15 protein-coding genes are annotated in these 18,696 nt (G+C 38.9%); 8 read left to right on the top strand and 7 right to left on the bottom strand.

Going from position 1 to position 18,696, the window contains the following annotated elements; translation table 11 throughout:
- Position 1: 1 nt before the first annotated feature.
- The 5 genes from ODQ17_RS08075 to gshA all read right to left on the bottom strand — a co-directional run bounded on the left by ODQ17_RS08075 (position 2) and on the right by gshA (position 7,821).
- Positions 2-460: a hypothetical protein gene (locus ODQ17_RS08075; RefSeq protein WP_322902834.1), complete on the bottom strand. Its 459-nt coding sequence runs from the start codon at positions 458-460 to the stop codon at positions 2-4.
- Positions 461-481: 21 nt separating this feature from the next.
- Positions 482-2,230, bottom strand: coding sequence for a LysM peptidoglycan-binding domain-containing protein (locus tag ODQ17_RS08070; protein ID WP_322902832.1), 1,749 nt, complete (start codon positions 2,228-2,230; stop codon positions 482-484).
- 11 nt (positions 2,231-2,241) lie between these two features.
- On the bottom strand, positions 2,242-5,547 hold the full coding sequence (locus tag ODQ17_RS08065) for a type VI secretion system Vgr family protein (RefSeq protein ID WP_322902830.1): 3,306 nt from the start codon (positions 5,545-5,547) through the stop codon (positions 2,242-2,244).
- A gap of 164 nt (positions 5,548-5,711) precedes the next feature.
- Positions 5,712-6,227: a disulfide bond formation protein B gene (locus ODQ17_RS08060; RefSeq protein ID WP_322902828.1), complete on the bottom strand. Its 516-nt coding sequence runs from the start codon at positions 6,225-6,227 to the stop codon at positions 5,712-5,714.
- Positions 6,228-6,243: 16 nt separating this feature from the next.
- Positions 6,244-7,821, bottom strand: coding sequence for a glutamate--cysteine ligase (gshA, locus tag ODQ17_RS08055; protein ID WP_322902826.1), 1,578 nt, complete (start codon positions 7,819-7,821; stop codon positions 6,244-6,246).
- A gap of 168 nt (positions 7,822-7,989) precedes the next feature.
- Here gshA and ODQ17_RS08050 point away from each other — a divergent pair, with 168 nt between their 5' ends.
- The 5 genes from ODQ17_RS08050 (at position 7,990) to ODQ17_RS08030 (ending at position 13,132) form a co-directional block, all read left to right on the top strand.
- On the top strand, positions 7,990-8,529 hold the full coding sequence (locus tag ODQ17_RS08050; protein WP_005300536.1) for a DUF924 family protein: 540 nt from the start codon (positions 7,990-7,992) through the stop codon (positions 8,527-8,529).
- 59 nt (positions 8,530-8,588) lie between these two features.
- The gene (locus ODQ17_RS08045; protein WP_004790114.1) at positions 8,589-9,152 is read left to right on the top strand and encodes a CC0125/CC1285 family lipoprotein; all 564 of its coding nucleotides are present in this window, start codon (positions 8,589-8,591) and stop codon (positions 9,150-9,152) included.
- Positions 9,153-9,165: 13 nt separating this feature from the next.
- Positions 9,166-10,476, top strand: a complete 1,311-nt coding sequence (locus ODQ17_RS08040; protein WP_049837549.1) for a DUF445 domain-containing protein — start codon at positions 9,166-9,168, stop codon at positions 10,474-10,476.
- A 28-nt stretch (positions 10,477-10,504) separates the two neighbouring features.
- Entirely contained in the window at positions 10,505-11,659 is a 1,155-nt protein-coding gene (locus ODQ17_RS08035; protein ID WP_322902824.1) for a pyridoxal phosphate-dependent aminotransferase, read from the top strand.
- Positions 11,660-11,764: 105 nt separating this feature from the next.
- Entirely contained in the window at positions 11,765-13,132 is a 1,368-nt protein-coding gene (locus ODQ17_RS08030; RefSeq protein ID WP_250375011.1) for an MATE family efflux transporter, read from the top strand.
- 57 nt (positions 13,133-13,189) lie between these two features.
- Here the strand turns inward: ODQ17_RS08030 and ODQ17_RS08025 are convergent, their stop codons facing one another.
- Positions 13,190-14,023, bottom strand: coding sequence for an SDR family NAD(P)-dependent oxidoreductase (locus ODQ17_RS08025; protein WP_004790118.1), 834 nt, complete (start codon positions 14,021-14,023; stop codon positions 13,190-13,192).
- 212 nt (positions 14,024-14,235) lie between these two features.
- On the opposite strand from ODQ17_RS08025, the gene ODQ17_RS08020 reads away from it, so the two are divergent.
- From ODQ17_RS08020 to phoR, 3 genes are all read left to right on the top strand, one after another.
- Positions 14,236-14,907, top strand: coding sequence for a TetR/AcrR family transcriptional regulator (locus tag ODQ17_RS08020; protein WP_000224580.1), 672 nt, complete (start codon positions 14,236-14,238; stop codon positions 14,905-14,907).
- Positions 14,908-15,161: 254 nt separating this feature from the next.
- A complete protein-coding gene (phoB, locus tag ODQ17_RS08015; protein WP_000650776.1) occupies positions 15,162-15,872 on the top strand; it encodes a phosphate regulon transcriptional regulator PhoB in 711 nt (236 codons plus the stop codon).
- A gap of 9 nt (positions 15,873-15,881) precedes the next feature.
- On the top strand, positions 15,882-17,240 hold the full coding sequence (gene phoR / locus ODQ17_RS08010) for a phosphate regulon sensor histidine kinase PhoR (protein ID WP_049837551.1): 1,359 nt from the start codon (positions 15,882-15,884) through the stop codon (positions 17,238-17,240).
- A 68-nt stretch (positions 17,241-17,308) separates the two neighbouring features.
- On the opposite strand, the gene ODQ17_RS08005 is transcribed toward phoR, so the two are convergent.
- Positions 17,309-18,505 (bottom strand): alpha/beta fold hydrolase, encoded by a 1,197-nt coding sequence (locus ODQ17_RS08005; RefSeq protein WP_322902821.1) that lies wholly within the window; start codon positions 18,503-18,505, stop codon positions 17,309-17,311.
- Positions 18,506-18,696 lie beyond the last annotated feature (191 nt).

Raw genomic sequence — 18,696 nt, 5'->3', positions numbered from 1 at the left:
GTTATTTCCGCAGCAATTTAATTAAATCACTTCCATCATCATATTTTATATTTTCTATTTTTTTACAAGAAGACTCTTTATTAATAACAAAGTTAATAAATTCCGAGTATTGATGATATTCAACTTTAACTGTTACTAAATTATCCGTATCCTGTAATATCTTATATTTATTAGGAGTATCTTGAGAATGAATTAAAATATTAAAATCAATATTACAAACCCCATTATTTCTTGCACTACATTCTTGATCTTTTATAAGTAAATTTGTAAGGTTTTTATCAAAAAAACTACTTAAGGTTTTTATATTTTTATTTTCAACAACCTCATCGCTATTAATAGGAAATTTATTGTATAAATCTGTAATTAGAGCTTTTGAAGTATTGTAACATTCAGCTTCTTTTGCGGAAGCGCAACCAGATAAAAGGCTTAAACATAAAATTTCTAAAATTAAAAGTTTCATTAAAATCTCCTATTTAACAAATTACATTCTAAAATATCTGTAGTTAACATGATCACTATAAATTCTATGACCTTTTTGTTTAAAATCAGAAATCCATTGGCTACCATCATAGCCTGCAATATGGCCATATTGATGCTTATCAGTTTTGGTGATGATATAAATATCACCTAATTGAGGTTTATTAAACTCTTCAAGTATTTCTTTATAACCTATTTTTTTGAGAGTTGGCCCCCAATCTGATGCTGCGATAGGATGTCCTGAAGTGTCGGCTCCCCCAGCCTCTAATGCAATTCTTACATATTTTGCACATTGATGTTGACTTTTTTCTTTAGCTCTCTTTCTTAAAATTTCAGCAAATTTTTCCAAATTAATTTTCTGAGTATTTTTTACCTGAGTATGATTTATGTATGCACAATTATAATTTTTCTCTAAATTTTGATTTTTTATACCTTCGGTTAAATGTTTTTTAATTTCTTGTTCAACCTCCCAAACTTTAGTTGAACCATTTTTAAATCCTTGTTTAATAACTTTTTTGCCATCCCGTTTATATTCATCACTCTCTTTCATAAAACTAGGATTTTGGTGATATGGGCTTTCTAAAAATTTTTTAGAAGTTACTTCTGCGTCTTTAGGTGCCGCATACACAATATCTTCATCTTCTAATCGATTTTCTTTGACATTTTTAGGATAATTCACCCATAAATATAATCCAGTTAGAGTTTTAATCTTTGTATGAGCAGAGTTTAGTTTATAGTATTTTTCCACATAATCTAATTGTTGTACGGCTGACATTTTTGCTAAATCAGATCTTTTAACTTTTAAATCAATTGAAGCAAATTTTCCGAATTGGATAAGACCAACATAACCACCTTTAGCATCATCTGTTAATTTTTTGCTGACAAAAGTTCCAATTTTTGGACTAAAAGTACCGGCAGACTCTAAATGCATAACAGCCATTAATTGACTTGCCATATTCTCTGAATCATTAGGCCACAAATTTTGTGCTATTTTTATAACTCTTTTCCTAAATTCACAACTAACTTTAGATCCCCAAGCCAAATTATATTGTTTACAAATACATGGTGAAGTTGCATTAGTAGCAACTTTCATTGGTTTTCCTGACTCTTTTGTATATTCATCAGTTATATCTTTTGACTCTATTCTTTTTTGAGGTTTATCTGAAGTATTTTTATTATTATTTTCATGTGAATTTACTTTCTGAGTAGAAGATGATTTATTATTTTCATGCTTAGATTGATTTTTATCAGGATTTTTTCTGGTATCACTCGATGCACCTTTATATGGAATCTTAATAATTTGTCCAACATCTATATAATCAGGATTTTTTAATTTATTTAAATTTACAATTTCACTAATTTTACAATTAAATCGATGAGAAATTGAAGATAAATTCTCTCCTCTTTTTACTTTATGCGTTAAATATCTATAATTACCTGGTTTATTCGTTGATTTTGCTAAGGTTATATTATCTAATAGTATTTTTGATGATGTTACTCTTACTATCTCCTTTTTATAAACAATAGTGTGTCTAACTTTTTCTTTCAAATCACCTGTTATAATATTTTTTAAATATACATAAATAGTATCACCTACATCTCTACTTATCATTACTGTTAAGCCATTACTATTCGTCATTCCAGAAGCAATAGTTACACCCTTTTCATTCTTAATAACATGATATAAATTAGGTATGTTATTAGCAGTAAATAATTCAACAAACCTAAACTGAATTAAACCTTTCTTATTCATTTTCTCTCCCCTTAATTAGAATTATTATTTAAGTTAGAATCATTGTGGATTCCATAGTCATCAAAATCCTCAAACTCTTCTGTTTCTTTATGCCACTTATCAGCACTATATCCCACTAAAACCTTCATTTTATCAGGGGTACTACTCTTGAATCTTTCTGTTCTTCCTAAATCATCTAAATTCCCTTGCGTAACTCTTTGATTTTCAAAAATTGCGCTATATTTAATATTTTCGAAATCACTCCATTGAAAAATCTTATACAAATCAATTCTATTACTATAATCAAAAGAACTAGGCAACTCAGGAACCTCATAAGAAACCTTAGCCCCACCCGTAAACAAATGCTGCCCAGCTTTACTTTCAAACTTACCGCCTGTTGTTGAAAATACGCCATCCGCATTAATTTTGAGCTGTGATCCACCTGCTGTTAGTACAATTTCTTTTGGACTCGTAAGCTCGATTTTTTCTTCTGTAGAAATGAGCTTGATGACCTTCTTGGCAATCGCTTCAATAGCATCATCTTGCGCTTGTAGTTCGAGCTTTCCTTTTGCTGCATAAGCGCGGAAACCCTTTTGTGCAGCAAACAAGCTGATTTTGTCTTGTGCATGCCCAATAATATTTTTCTGTGCGCTTAAATTAATTGAACCGCTAGCACTCTCAGCAATATCTTGTGAAGCTTGCAGAATAATATTTTCAGGTGTCGTTAAAGCAATACCATTTGGCGATGCTAATAACATAAGCGCTTGTCTAAAGATTTTGCCTTGTTCTTGTTGTTTCGTATCTGCACTACTTTCTAAACCTTGGGTATAACCCTCCATAAAGCCTTGCAAAGAACTCAATGCTTTTGATGGTGATACTTCTAATTTACTGCCTTTACTAAATGTTCCACATACACTCATCATGTCAAAGTCTTTAGTCTCGACATTCCCTAAGACTTTTCCGACCTCTTTAATACTTTCAAATGGATTTTTATGAATCCGATCTTTAATGCTGGCAAGTTTTCCTTTAACGATGTCAGCGCCATGTTCTTCAACATTTTCGATGAAAGCTTTTAAATTCTCTACCGCATCTTTAGCGTCGGTAAAGAAAGCATTAAATTCGTCTACAACACTTTTTGTATCGCCACCTAGAGCACCCATGTCTTGAATAAAGCCACCGCAGTCTTTTAATGCGTGAATAGGGTCGTTATTAATGCCTTCCTTAAATAGGTTTACCGTACTATTTAATGCCTGTCCTGTGGTTTTTAGCTCAAGGGACTGGATGAATTTGGGTAATCGATTAATCACATTCAAAGCATCAGTTTGTTGCTTAGCTGCAACTTCACTGAGCATTTTCATGCTGTCATAACCTTGTGAAAGTAAAGATTGTGCTTGTGCAGCTTCTAAATGGTCTGCAATTGCCTGCTCTTGCGCATAGGTACTAATGAGCATGCCTTTGCCTGCACGCACAGCGCCCCAAGCATCTGTTCTCAGCTCAAAACCTTCTCCACGTCCTTGGCTCGTCGCTTGTTCTTTCGGATGGCTTAAGTTACCTAAATTCAGTTGCGTCGTTGCATGACTACTTTGTAGTTGGGTACTGATTTGCCCTGTTGTGTCATCAAAACGTAATTGGTTAAAACCACTACCGCTGATTTCCTGACTGCGAATCCCGCTTAGTTTTTTAGTCGCAGGAAGCTGCCCTTTTACATCGAACTTGGTTGGCGAACGCTGCGCTTCATGGATACGCCCTGTCACAAATGGACGGTCAATATTGCCATCAAAGAAGTCTATGACAACCACTTCACCAATACGTGGCAAGAAGCGTGCTCCATAACCTTCGCCAGCCCAAGGAGTCAGTACATCAACCCAAGCCGAGTCGGTATCGTTGTCATTGCTCCCTGCTCCACCGTCATGCCCATGATCATCACTACGGGTGAATAGAAAACGCACCTTAATACGCCCCCATTCATCGACATGAATAGTCTCTCCCTCTGGCCCTACAACTTTCGCCCTTTGTGGGTAGGCAATTGGTCGATGCTGTTCTGGATGATATTCAGGTGCATTTTTAATTTGACGGCGTATTAAGGTCAGCTCATTACCTTGGCGCTCAATATCTTCATAACCATGTTTATCCCAACGACTTTGGGTTAACAACTGGCTAACTTGCTGATGCAAATCTTTCGGTAGGTTATTTTGGTTATAGAAATTTTTAGCAATGATGAGAAACTCTTGATCAGCCCCATCATGCTGATCAATTTCTGGATGCTCCTGTAGATTAAACCAATAGCCAACTTGGCTATCACGGACACTACTATAGGCCTTAAAGTATTTGGCCTGACTTGCGTACATGTCAGTGAATTGCTGATTTAATTTCTCTAGTTGATTACTACTTGAAGCGGTAGCTTGATCTTCCCCTTTTAAATCTTGCATCCAAGCTGGGCTCATGTGCCATGCTTGTTCAAGGCTCAAACTCGCTGAATCAAACTGCTCTGAATGTATGTGTGTAGTAATAACTGAACCTACACCTTCTTCGTGTGCCAGAGCATCGGGTTGCCAGCGCTGCACATGTACTGCTGTCGGTTGCAGAGTCCGCACTGCTACAAAACCCGTAATGCTATCTTGATATTCTGTTGCACTACTGCGGTGATAACGAATGCTTCGACGTTCTAAAGCTTGGTACTGGCTATTGTCATCAATGAGTCTTAGTTTTTGAGCCTGTATTGGCGCAGTAAAATGAGGTACAAAAAGCTCAGATTCATCAATTAGCCAGCTAACGCCTTCACTTCGCCATAAGCGTGTAAGAAAGTCATAATCAGATTCATTGTGCTGCATGATAAATGGGCGAATATCATAACTCTGGCTTAGCCCACTAAGATCGAGACTTAAACTTGTCGCAAAAAGCTGACTTTTTTCTTGCCACTCTTTAAATAAAACTTCCGTGACTTCAATAATACTTTTATTCATAAAAACACGACTATTACGGCGTTTGTTCCATAAATTTGTCGCGTCTTTTAAGGTAAGTTTATAAAGCGTTAAAGCACCGTCACTTTGGCCATAACTGGCTTCCGTTACAATTCCTGTAGTTCGGAACAATTGCCCTGAATCAGTAACCTGATCAACAGCAACTTGCACCCCTATAAACTGCTTCAATGCAATTTGTGCACTCGTCGAAAGACAAATCAACTCAGCTTCAATTTCCCCATTTAGCTGGTGTTGGCCTTCGATACGCTGTAAAAAAACTTGGTTATTGAGTAGTTCATTAGAAAATTGCACGTGAATCGCGCGTTTCTGTGCAGTTAACCCTATTTTTTCCAAAACATTAAAGATATTAAAAAACATTTTTTATAATCATAAGGATATAAAACGGCTGCACTTTATAAAAAACAGACCTATCTGTCTATATCATTATTCTTTTTTTCAATTTGTTTTTTTATAGTTTGATTAATTCTAGAACAATAAAAAAAGCCCAACATAATATTGAGCTTTTTTTAATCTGTTTAAACTTACTTTTTAGCACTCTTAAACACTGGATAAAAACGGAATAACTGCCATAAACAGACCAGTAAGAGCAAAACAAAATAAACCAATGACCAAACTGGTAAAGACTGACCTAAAAAGGTCCAGTCAATAGCTGCACACTCACCTGAACCAGAAAGCACTTCTTGCAAAACTGCTTTCATAGGTAAAGCATCAATTAAATAATTTAAACCTGGTCCACAACTCGGTACTTGATCTGCAGGTAAATGCTGTATCCACACATGACGCCCTGCCACACCGACTGACCATAAAATTGCAATGCCAGCCAAAAATGCATAAAAGCGTTTAATCGCATTGGAAACTGGGTTATGCAAAAAAGCGACGAGCGCCACAAAACCCATCGCCATTAAGCCAACACGTTGAAAAATACAGAGCGGACATGGCTCTAAACCTTTTACATGTTCCAAATACAACGCAAAAGACATGCCGACAATACTTGCTAAAACAAGTAGCCCACTCACCAAACGGTAACTTAATCGCATGTAAAACCTCGTTTTATTATCGATATTGTTCAAGATATTGATCAAAACTGACCTGAGTATCTTGCTCAAGTTGTTCTTGCTGCTGTAACGACTGTGCAGCCAATTGTTCAAAATGTTTCAAAGTTTCCACACTAAGCTCATGCTCTTCATAACTTTCAGCATGTAATTGCGCCATGTGGCTACCAAAACTCCAAGTTCCACCATGTTTTAACGTATCGTCAATAACATGGGCAGATAAAGTCTCATCAACTTCATCAATTCGTGCTTGCATGATCGCTAATGCGGAACCATACAAGTCCGTTGCGTAGGTCTGATCGAGTAGCTGTGCACAATCTTGCATTTTTGCAATATATAAACGTGCCCAATCTTCGATGTGATATGACCCTGTTAAATCTGTAATGGTTGCGTTCGGTGCTCGACCTCGGTTTACCACCTCGGTCTGATTTTTCTCAACCAAGTCTTGCTCAGGACCTAACAAGTCTGGACTATTACTTAACAGACAATAAAGTGCTAACACCTCAAGGAAGCCTGCCGTTGTTTCATCAACGCCAATTGCCGAGTATGGGTTTACATCAACAGCACGTAGCTCAACATATCCCACTCCTCGATTTTTCAAGGCTTGAGACGGTGTTTCACCTTTTTGAGGCACCTGTTTTGGACGTACGAGACTGTAATATTCATTCTCGATCTGTAAAACATGATCATTAATTTGCAACGGCTCACCAGAGGCATCATTTAACCCTAAACGGCTAAATGGTGGGTAAGGAGAATGAACGGCTTTTTGTAAACCATCCAGATAGCCAGTCAAATTGTTGTAATGAATACCCAAGCTTTTTTGAGCTGAGTTTTGATAGCCCAATCGTCCCATGCGCAAAGCTGTAGCATACGGTAAATAGTATGAACCTTTGATTAAAGGTAACAACTGATGTTTATGTCCAGTTAAGAAACAACGACATACTGTTGGGCTAGCGCCCACTAAAAACATAACTAACGGTGTTAAACGGATAAAATTACGAATAAGGCCAAAATAACGATGGCTACGATAATCCTGCAAACTTAATGATTTTAATTGTTCGTCAGTTTCATGAGCTTGTAGCTCGGCAAAAAGTGTATCTGGAAAAGATAAATTGTAGTGCACGCCTGAAATGGTTTGCATACGGCGACCATATCGAATTCCCAGCCCACGGCGGTATAGTGTTTTAAAACGACCAATATTAGAGGTGCCGTATTGTGCTAGACGAATCCGTTCTTCATTGTCATCTAACATACATGGCATAGACAGCGGCCAGAGTTTCTCACCATTTTCTAAATGACGATGCACAACCGCATGGATATCGGTGAGCTCATTCAAAGCTTCACCAATGGTTGGCTTAGGTGAGGTAATAAACTCCATTAATGCTTCTGAATAATCAGTTGTAATCTGTGGATGTGTTAAAGCCGAACCCAATGCCTTTGGATGTAACTCTTGTGATAAGAACCCATTACTTTGCATACGTAGGCTTTCACGCTCTATTCCACGTAACATGCCTTGTAGTAGCGACGAATCCACCCAAGCAGGAATAACTGATTGAGAGGGTGTAGTGGGTTGACTCATGCATTTGCTCGCTTATTAAAGATCACTATATACAAAATCGTGAGATGATACGGCTATTTATATACTCACATCATTCCAGTTTGGCAATTTTTATCACAATCTTGTTATTTAAGACACGAAAGAATTGTGATTTTATTGAAGAATAATTGCTAAAGAGTTGTCAATATCATGAACGAACAAGACATTTTAAACTTCTGGTTTTCTCCTGAACACCGTTCACTTTGGTTTGCAAAAAGTGATGATTTTGACAAAAAAATTCGTGAAAATTTTTCTGACGTTCATCGACAGGCAACTCAAGCAGAACTGTGGTCTTGGCGAAAAACAGCGGAAGGCCGTTTGGCAGAGATTATTGTACTAGACCAGTTTTCTCGCAACATTTATCGTGATCAACCCGAATCTTTTGCCTATGACAGTTTGGCATTAGCTTTGGCACAAGAAACGATTAGCTTGCAACTCGACGCACAGCTTAATCCAGAGCAACGTTCTTTTTTATATATGCCGTTTATGCATAGTGAATCGAAGCTGATTCATGAGTTTGCCTTGAAACTCTTTCAACGCCTCGGCAATGAAATTAATTTAAGTTTTGAGAAAAAGCATAAAGTCATTATTGATCGCTTTGGACGCTATCCTCATCGAAATACCATTCTCGGGCGTGTTTCCACTCCAGAGGAAACCGAATTTTTATTAGAACCGAACAGTAGTTTTTAAAACTTCTTAATTTTTAATGCTGAGTCATCTATTTTTTAATGCTCAGCTGGGAGTTCATCATGAAATATCTCTCTCTTTGTTTAGCCTTAGGCACTGCCTTAACTTTAACTGCGTGTGCAACGACTCCAAGTAAACCAAGAACCTTTGATCAGCTTGGCCAGTTTTCAGCATATCCTCTAAATGCACAAACGTTCCGTATTAGTTTTCAAGCCGACCCAAATATGAGTTATGGCAGAGCTGAAGAAATTACCTTGGTGAAAGCGGCACAAACGACGATACAAAAGGGTTTCCGCTTTTTTAAAGTGCAAAATGATCCAAGTAATCAGAGCCAGAAACCGCCACGTCAGGCTGTGGTTTATCCATCAGCTCCAAGCTTTTACCCATATGGTTATGGTCGTCGCTACCCAGGTTTCTGGCATGATCCGTTCTATGATTACCCACAAGTGGTCAATATCGACCCTGTTCAAGTGTCGTATACTATTGAATGTTATCGGGATCAAAAGCAGGCTCCACAGGATGCTTTTGATGCAACCTTGATCTTGAAATCAATCGGACAAAAATATGGATTGAGTCCGACAGGAGAGCTGTTGCCACCGCCTGAGCCTCCAGTAAAACAAAAATGAATAGGATAAATTTATGAACATGGCAGAAGAAGTTCACCACGTGCCCAGTCTTAAACGTAGCAAATATTTTGCTACTCTGGCGCTTATTATTGTCGTTGTGCTGTGGATTGCACTGATGGTGGCTGATCGTTTTCTGCCAGAGTACACAGGTTTTATTCATATTTTAATGTTAGGGGCAGAAGCCGGTGTAGTCGGTGGTTTAGCCGACTGGTACGCGATTACGGTTCTGTTTCGGAACCCATTTGGTAAGTTACCCATTCCTAAGTTTTTACGCGACCACACCGAAATTATTCCACGCAACAAAGCTCGCATTGCAGAGTCAATGGGCCGTTTTGTACAAGAAAATTTTCTTTCGCCTCAAGTGGTCGAACGCAGCTTAGAAAAAACTGATTTAAGCCTTGCAATTGGTCAATGGTTGGCAAGCCCACAAAACAATACTCAAGTGGTGCAGCTCATTCAGCAAACTGTTCCGAAAATTTTTGAGTTTGTTAGTCAAGATCAAATTGCCAATTTTGTGCAAAACAATAGTGTGCAATGGGTGCGTAATACCGAAGTCAATAAACTCGCAAGTGAAATGCTACGCGCGGTATTGGAAAATGATTTCCATCAAGACGTCTTGCAGCGTGGACTCGATATCGCTCATGAATGGGTGGTACAAAACCCAGATAAAACCCGTGAATTAACCCGAAAAATGTTTAAAGCACTTGGTGTCTGGTCACTTGCAAAAGGCGCAAGCTGGATTGGTATTGATGTTCAACAACGTACCATCGATTCACTGGTTGAAAAAGTAGAATCGATGCTGGCAGACCCTGAACACCCATGGCGACAAGAAATTGAAACCATTGCCCACTCTCTCATGCTTGAGCTGGCAAAACCAGACAGCGTTGCTAGCCAACGTCTCAACAGCGGTAAAGATGCCCTTCTCGATAGTCCACAAGTCCTCAATTTCATCAGTGGGGCCGTTACGATTTTGTGTAATGCCATTAAAGAAGATTTAATGAAAGAAGATTCTGGCATTGCAATGAACCTAAGAGCGGCTATTCAACAACTAGGTGAAAACCTTGTTCAAAATGCCAAGGTACGTGAAGTGCTCAACAAAGAAATGACAGGACTTGCGCTGACTTTTACAGATCAATATAGCCATAAAATCATACGCTATGTCAGTGAACGCATTCATGAATGGGATTCACGCGAAATGATCGGGAAAATTGAAAATGAAGTCGGTGGCGACCTACATATGATCCGAGTAAATGGCGTTGTAGTCGGTGCATTTATTGGTTTAACTCTCGGTGTAATTCGAGCAGTGATTGAATCAATTTTATAACTTTAAATATTTTTAATAAGAGAACAATATGCTACAGCTACAGTCAAAACTGGCCACTCAAGGCGTGACTATTTTTAGTACCATGACGGCAATGGCACATCGTTTAGGTGCTCTCAACCTGTCACAAGGCTTTCCAGATTTTCCGGCACCACAAGCCTTACTGGAAGCTTTATCTCAGGCGACTTTAGCTGGGCATAATCAATATCCACCTGGCGATGGTATTCTCGGTTTACGTGAGCAGCTCGCTTTACAATTTCAGCAGCGTGACCAACTTCAACTTGATCCTGTAACGCAAATCACGATTACTCCGGGCGCAACCATTGCAATTTTTTGTGCCATACAGGCATGCATCAATGCAGGTGATGAAGTCATTATTTTTGACCCAAGTTACGACAGCTACGGCCCTTCTGTGCAGTTAGCAGGTGGTAAAGCAGTTCATATCGCACTTGAGGCACCTGACTTTAAGGTGAACTGGCAGCAAGTTAAAGATTTAATTAATGACAAAACCCGTATGATTGTGGTGAATACTCCCCATAATCCAACAGGTACCATCTGGGCAAAACAGGATTGGTTAGAGCTTATTGCACTAATTCAAGATAAAAACATTGTGGTTTTATCTGATGAAGTCTATGAACACTTAGTGTTTGATGGTCAACAACACTTTAGTGCATTGCATTTTCCAGAGCTCAGAGAACGTAGTTTTGTGATTGGGTCTTTTGGGAAAACCTTTCATGTGACAGGCTGGAAAACAGGTTATTGCGTCGCTTCACCTGAGTTAATGCGTTTATTCCGCCAGATTTACCAATATGCGAATTTCTGTGGCACGACACCTTGTCAGATTGCCCTAGCGCAATATATGCAGCAACATCCGGAACATATTCAAGAGCTTTCGCAGTTTTACCAAACTAAGCGAGATCATTTTAATCACGCTATTCAAAATAGTCGTTTCTTACTAAAACCATCTCAAGGGACATATTTCCAAAATCTTGATTACAGTCAGATTAGACCGGACTTAAACGATGTAGAAATGTGCCAGTTTCTTGCCGAGCAACATAAAATTGTGGCTATTCCTGTTTCGGTTTTCTACCAGCAAGCGCCAGAATCTTTACGCCTAATTCGCTTCTGCTTTGCTAAAAATGATGAGACATTGCAAAAAGCAGGAGAAATCTTGAATGAATGTTAATAAATTTAGAAACTTAGCATAGTAAAACACTACAAGAAGTTTCACCTAAATATGCTAAGTTGAATGTCTGCCCCGCTCATCAAAGAGATGGGCGATGGAGAACACATGCCACCAAGACAGTCTTTAATTCACCAGCAAAATCTATGGAAAACGTTTTTCGTTTTCTTACTGCCTCTCATTGCAACCAATATTTTGCAAAACTTGTCGGGGACGATTAACACCATCTTTGTTGGCCAAATGATGGGAGTAGATGCAATTGCAGCAGTTTCTGTATATTTCCCTATTTTATTCTTGCTTCTCGCTTTTATTATCGGGATTTCAACGGGTACTACTGTTTTAGTAGGGCAAGCGTGGGGTGCACAAAATATAGAGAAAGTCCAAAGTGTGGTCGGTTCTACCCTATTTATGACACTGATTGGTGGGGTAATTACTGCGATTATCGGTGTGTTTTTTGCCCATGATATTTTAGAGTTATTGGGCACAGATCCAAAGGTAATGCATCTTGCTTTGCCTTATGTGCAATGGATGCTGGCGGGTAGCCCGCTTCTGTTTGTTTATATTATTTATACCTCAATTTTACGTGGTGTAGGCGACAGTACCACGCCTTTACTAGCATTGGCTTTAACCAGTGTCATCGGCGTAATTATTACACCAATTCTACTTAAAGGTTATTTTGGCTTTCCTGCTCTAGGGATTATTGCTCCTGCTATAGCATCAATTATTAGTTATATCGCAATATTAATTTTTCTCGCGATTTATCTAAATAAGAAAAATCATCCACTTCGGCCGAATCGTCAGCTTCTGCAACATATCCGTCACAATCCAGAACTAAGCAAAATCATTTTGCGCTTAGGCGTTCCGACCGGCATTCAAATGATCACCACCTCAATGGCTGGCTTGGTTATTGTTGGGTTAGTTAACCGTTATGGATCACATGCTACAGCAGCGTATGGTGCAGTGAATCAGGTGCTCAACTACATTCAGTTCCCTGCCTTGTCGATCTCCATTGCGGCTTCAATTTTTGCAGCACAAGCGATTGGTGCTGGCAAATCAGATCTGTTAGCACGGGTAACCCGTACAGCTTTGGGAATGAACTTTTTATTTACAGGTACCTTAATTGCACTTGGCTATCTTTTTTCAAAATATTTAATGGCTTTGTTTATTACCGATCCAACTGTGGTGGTGTTAGGGCAGCAACTTTTATTTATTGTACTTTGGGCAATTTTATTCTTTGGTGCAGGTGCCATTTTTGCATCGATCATGCGTGCCAGTGGAACCGTGACTGTCCCAATGCTCCTTAATATTTCTGCTATTTTATTTATTGAAATTCCATGTGCTTACTGGTTTAGCTCAATATGGGGCCTTAAAGGAATCTGGGTTGCTTATGCTTTGGCATTCGTTAGTTTATGTATTATTCAAGGCCTGTATTATCAATTTATCTGGAAGAAAAAGAAGATCAAAGTTCTTATTTAGAACTAACTAAACCACATAAAAAAAGCCATCATTTGATGGCTTTTTTACGTTAAAAAATTACTTCATTAATTTGGTCACAATGGTTGAAGCACGTTGATATCCCGTTGGGAATAAACGCTGGAATGCATCAAGAATTTTTGCATCGCTACCAATCAATAAACGGCGTTTATTTTTTAAGACAGCTTGTAAAATTTGACGAGCTGCTTCTTCAGGCGGAGTACGTAGTAGCTTGTCAAAGTTTTGAATTGATTTAGTCGGGTCCATACCTAAACTATTCAAGCTATCACTCATTTTTGCAGATTTAGCAATATTGGTGCGGATTCCACCCGGATGTACGCACAACGAGCTTACGCCGCTTTTTTCAATATCCAACTCTTGGCGTAATGATTCAGTAAAACCACGTACAGCAAATTTAGTCGCGTTATAACCAGATTGAGTCGGTTGAGCAGTCAGACCAAATAAGCTTGAGATGTTAATAATATGGCCATCTTGAGTTTGCTTAATGAACGGTAAAAACTCTTTAGTACCGTACACGACACCCCAGAAGTTAATCCCAACAATCCACTCTAAATCTTCGTAGGTCGCACCTTCAACAGTTGAGCCTAGCGCAACACCAGCATTATTAAAAATCAGGTTAACAGAACCGTGATCTTGCACAGTTTCTTGCGCCCACTGCTTTACCGCTTCGCGGTCAGACACATCCAGCTTTTTGGTTGTAACAGTAATATTGCTGTACGGTTTTAAAAGCTCGACAGTTTGTTGTAACCCTTTTTCATTAATATCACTCAACGAAAGATGGCAGCCCTGTTTTGCCAAAAGAATTGCTAACTGTTGCCCAATGCCAGAACCTGCGCCCGTAATAGCAGCGACTTTGTTTTTAAAATTTTTCATTGTCCATCCTTTGTTTTTCGATATTTGCACAATCGGTTCATTGCATGTGCAGTTCAGACATCTTCAATATAATTTTGACAATATCCATTGTCAATATAGTACACTGTAATTTCAGATAGAATGGCACAATTCTTCTGAGGGCTTTATCATAGTGAGCATATTTGGCCAAAACCTATAAATTAGGAAACCAATCTTTAGGAAACGACTTATTTATGGCGACTAACGACTCAACCAGTAAAAAGAAAACAAAAAGTGTGAGTAAAGAACGTCAGTTCAAAGGGTTATCTCTATCTGAACGTAAAGAGGCGCGCCGTGAAAAACTGATTGAAGCAGGTATTGCGACCTACGGAACACTCGGTTTTTTTTCCGTGACGGTAAAAGATGTATGCCAAGAGGCAAAACTCACAGAACGTTATTTTTATGAATCATTTAAGAAGAGTGAAGATTTATTCCAAACCATCTTTTTAAAAATGATTGAAGAATTACAGCAAAATCTGATGCAAGCTGTGATTAAAGCTGCACCCGATCCTGAAAAAATGGTCGATGCTGGTTTAAGAGCCCTACTGACGACCTTAAAAGACGACCCAAGATTAGCTCGTATTGTCTATGTCGACGCAGTTTTGGTACAAGAGTTACATAATCAGGCCACCATTCAAGAAACTCTTGCGCAATTTGATCGCATGATTCAAGCCTTTGTTATGCTGACCATGCCGCAAATTCAACACCATGAAAATGAGCTCTCTTTAATCGCAACTGGCTTAAATGGATATGTCACTCAAATAGCGATTCGATGGGTCATGGGAGGGTTTGAACAGTCGCTTGAGCAGGTTTTAACCGCATGCCGTATCGTTTTCTTATCTTTATTAGCGCAAGTTTCAAAATAATATTAAAGTTTTTTGACAGCCATAAATGTGCAAAACAAGCTAAGCCATTAAAGTGGTAACCCATTGAATGATTTTAAGAAAATTAAAGTCTCCATGTCACAATTTGGTCATAGCTTTGCCTTAGTTTTGTCACAAATTATTGCTAAATTTAATTTTATAGACTTTTCTGCAATGAAATTGTCATAATTAATCTTTGTAATAAGCCTGTCATAACTACAAAACGGTTCACCGTTAAATCTATAGGATATTGCGCTGTGAAAGATGACTATATTTTAATTGTCGATGATGAGCTTCCTATTCGCGAAATGATCCATACGTCTTTGGACATGGCAGGCTTTCAGTGTTTACAGGCAGAAGATGCCAAACAAGCTCATCAAATTATCGTCGACCAACGTCCGGCGCTTATCTTGCTTGATTGGATGTTACCTGGAGGCGTAAGTGGTGTCGATTTATGTCGCCGCTTAAAACGAGATGAAAACCTAGCAGAAATTCCAGTGATTATGCTGACTGCCCGCGGAGAAGAAGACCACAAAGTACAAGGTCTTGACGCAGGTGCAGATGACTACATGACTAAGCCTTTCTCTACACGTGAACTGGTTTCACGTATTAAGGCAGTTCTGCGTCGTGCTAATGCATTAAGTGGTGAAAAAACCATTGATGCCAATGGCTTAATTCTTGATCCTGTAAGCCAACGTGTTAGCTTTGGCAACAGCATTTTAGATATGGGTCCAACTGAATATCGCTTACTTGCATTTTTTATGACCCATCCAGAGCGTGCATATACACGTGCCCAGTTGCTCGATCAGGTGTGGGGCGGTAATGTATATATCGAAGACCGCACTATCGATGTGCACATTCGCCGTTTGCGTAAAGTTTTAGAACCTTTTGGTGTAGACCGATTTGTTCAAACTGTACGTGGAACTGGCTACCGTTTCTCAACACGTGCAGATTTAGCCGCAGGTTAACCAAGATTTATGTATGAACCCTACCCCGTCCCCGAACAGGTACGTGAACAAAAACTTTCCCGCTACAGTAGTTTATGGACGTTTGCCAAACAAGATTTACGGCTCTTATTATTTTTTCTAATTATTGCCGGTTTAGTCGGTTTAGGCCTTGGGTATTTCTGGAGCTGTATTTTTATCGCCTTCGTGGTGTTTTTTACACTCCAGTTGCGTTCTTTATATCTGGTCAATGACTGGATTGCGAATAAACCTTATGACGTTCCTCCAAATCTTAATGGGATTTGGGGGGCATTATTATTTAATGTCTACCGTGCTCAGCGCCAAGAACGAATTGTTCAGGCAGAAATGGTCGGTTTAATTGACCGCGCACAGTCATCTTTAGTTGCACTTGCTGAAGCCGTTGTTTTAATTGATGACCAACATCAAATCGAGTGGTGGAACCCTGCTGCCGAACGTTTGTTAGGAATCAGCCCTCTCGATCGTGGTCGTAACTTATTAACGATTTTACGTCAGCCGACCTTTATTGAATATTTTAACAATATTGATCAGGCACCTGACGGCATTAAGCTTCACTCAAATTTTGATGATGACCGATATGTACAGGTCAAGCTCACACGGTTCGGTGGAGAAAGTCGCTTATTGGTGGCTTACGACGTGACTCGTATGCACAACCTTGAGCAAATGCGTAAAGACTTCGTCGATAATATTTCTCATGAACTTCGTACACCATTAACTGTACTGAGTGGTTATATCGAGACATTTACCGATCAGGAAGATATTAGTCCGCGCTGGAAACGTGCGTTTGATCAGATGCAGTCACAAACCAAGCGTATGAATGCTTTGGTGAATGACTTATTGCTGTTATCGAATTTAGAAAATAACAAGAAAATTGCAAAAAATCAGATTATTGAAATGCCGAGTTTAATGAGTCAACTTTTTGACGATGCTCAGGCCTACAATGCCGATTATGGACACACGCTTAATTTACACATTGATAGCCACTGTGACCTGATTGGTTCTGACATGGAAATTGCTAGTGCATTCAGTAATTTAATTACCAATGCAATTAAGTACACGCCAAAAGGTGGAACGATTACCATTGGCTGGCATGATGACGGTGAACATGCGTACTTTAGTGTACAAGACACAGGTATTGGAATTAACCCTAAACATTTGCCACGACTAACTGAACGCTTCTATCGTGTTGACAGTGACCGTAGTCGCCAAACAGGTGGTACAGGTTTAGGTCTTGCGATTGTAAAACACGTGTTGATGCAACACGGCGCGTATTTAGATGTACAGTCTAAAGAAAACGAAGGATCAACATTTACCGCAGTTTTTCCAAAAGAAAGACTATATAACATGACCTAAAATTATCTCCCGTACATATAAAAAGCCGACTCATGAAAAGTCGGCTTTTTTGTATGATTTAAACCAATTTACTTAAAATTAGAGCAATATGATTTCGTCTGATTTTTTTCTATTACGTTTAAAAAGCTAATGGCAAACGTATTGCTCTGGCGTAATGCATCGCGGTGATCTCCGCCATCAATCGTTTGATATATAGTTGGTTTTTTTAATTTACATAGCTGCTGATAATAAGCAGATGTGCCTCTAGGGTCGACTAAATGATCTTTAGAACCTTGAACAATCATTAATGGCACGGTAGGCACCATATTTTCAATGGACTGTTGTTTTAGATAAGCCAAAAGAGGTTTTAAATCAGCATCAGATCGAAATATGCTAGAAGGAGATTTCTTCAAATCAGATTGAAGTTCAGATAAACAACGACTGCGTCCTTGAGTCAGGACTGTGTTCATTTCTGGACTGACTAAATTCTCAGGAACAATGCTTGGGTCTGCTGCTTGCGCACCCAATAATACAATCGGGAAAAATGCTGCCACACTTGGTTCTGGGTTCGGATTAGTTTTCACATATTCTGCAATGCCTTCATATTGATAGCCGCCTGGTGCAAGAGCGATCGCCCCTTTTAAATCCAGTTCGGGCGCATCTTTTTGACCATAGGCAGACACTGCAATTGCCGCAGCCCCACCTTGACTGTGCCCCATCACCAACCACTGTTTATTAAAGCTCTTGGGCTTAAGCACATGTAATGCACGCACTGCATCGACCACTGTATGCAGTTGGCTCTTTGCATTCATGTAAGGATGCCCACCCGGTGTACCTAAACCCTGATAATCAGGTGCAACAACTGCATAGCCACGTGCAAGCCAATCATCTAAAGCTTTGGAAGCAACTTCTTGATATGAGTGAACTGGTCCACCGACATAGTCGCCCGAAGGTGCACAAGTATCGGCAACTCCAGTCGTGCCATGCGCCCAAGCCAGTATCGGCCAACCATTTTTTGGCGGAGTGCCTTTTGGTAATAAAATAAAAACCGATGCCACAATGGGCTCGCCCTGAATCCCTCGACTACGATAATTAACTAACAAACGCTTATCAGCATGAGGAAATAAATCCGTCACATCTTGCTGTTCTAGAGACAGTATTGAACCCGGTTTGTCGCTCACAATTTGCTTACCCAAATCTGTAATGGGAGCAGCCATAGCAGAACCAGAAACCAAACAAGCGCTGCTAAATAAAATTTTTAAAAAAGAATTACTTTTTCTAATCAAGGGATTACTCCTCTATTATTTACATTACATCTATTCAAATAATCAATTTATAAAATATAAATTACCATAAAAACTTCTATAGTTATATTTACTTCAAAAGAATTTACATTTATACAGTCACTTAAAATCTAATTAAAATATATTTTAAAGAAATGTATTATAAATATCGTTTCAAAAATTAATCCCGTTTA

This window comes from Acinetobacter sp. IRS14 (genome assembly GCF_034650275.1).
GTDB lineage: Bacteria > Pseudomonadota > Gammaproteobacteria > Pseudomonadales > Moraxellaceae > Acinetobacter > Acinetobacter oleivorans.
This window is presented reverse-complemented; position numbering and strand designations above follow the sequence as displayed.

Bases quoted from the DNA above. Each gene is read 5' to 3' on its own strand.
- ODQ17_RS08075 (WP_322902834.1), bottom strand. From the start codon at position 460: ATGAAACTTTTAATTTTAGAAATTTTATGTTTAAGCCTTTTATCTGGT.
- ODQ17_RS08070 (WP_322902832.1), bottom strand. From the start codon at position 2,230: ATGAATAAGAAAGGTTTAATTCAGTTTAGGTTTGTTGAATTATTTACT.
- ODQ17_RS08065 (WP_322902830.1), bottom strand. From the start codon at position 5,547: ATGTTTTTTAATATCTTTAATGTTTTGGAAAAAATAGGGTTAACTGCA.
- ODQ17_RS08060 (WP_322902828.1), bottom strand. From the start codon at position 6,227: ATGCGATTAAGTTACCGTTTGGTGAGTGGGCTACTTGTTTTAGCAAGT.
- gshA (WP_322902826.1), bottom strand. From the start codon at position 7,821: ATGAGTCAACCCACTACACCCTCTCAATCAGTTATTCCTGCTTGGGTG.
- ODQ17_RS08050 (WP_005300536.1), top strand. From the start codon at position 7,990: ATGAACGAACAAGACATTTTAAACTTCTGGTTTTCTCCTGAACACCGT.
- ODQ17_RS08045 (WP_004790114.1), top strand. From the start codon at position 8,589: ATGAAATATCTCTCTCTTTGTTTAGCCTTAGGCACTGCCTTAACTTTA.
- ODQ17_RS08040 (WP_049837549.1), top strand. From the start codon at position 9,166: ATGAACATGGCAGAAGAAGTTCACCACGTGCCCAGTCTTAAACGTAGC.
- ODQ17_RS08035 (WP_322902824.1), top strand. From the start codon at position 10,505: ATGCTACAGCTACAGTCAAAACTGGCCACTCAAGGCGTGACTATTTTT.
- ODQ17_RS08030 (WP_250375011.1), top strand. From the start codon at position 11,765: ATGCCACCAAGACAGTCTTTAATTCACCAGCAAAATCTATGGAAAACG.
- ODQ17_RS08025 (WP_004790118.1), bottom strand. From the start codon at position 14,023: ATGAAAAATTTTAAAAACAAAGTCGCTGCTATTACGGGCGCAGGTTCT.
- ODQ17_RS08020 (WP_000224580.1), top strand. From the start codon at position 14,236: ATGGCGACTAACGACTCAACCAGTAAAAAGAAAACAAAAAGTGTGAGT.
- phoR (WP_049837551.1), top strand. From the start codon at position 15,882: ATGTATGAACCCTACCCCGTCCCCGAACAGGTACGTGAACAAAAACTT.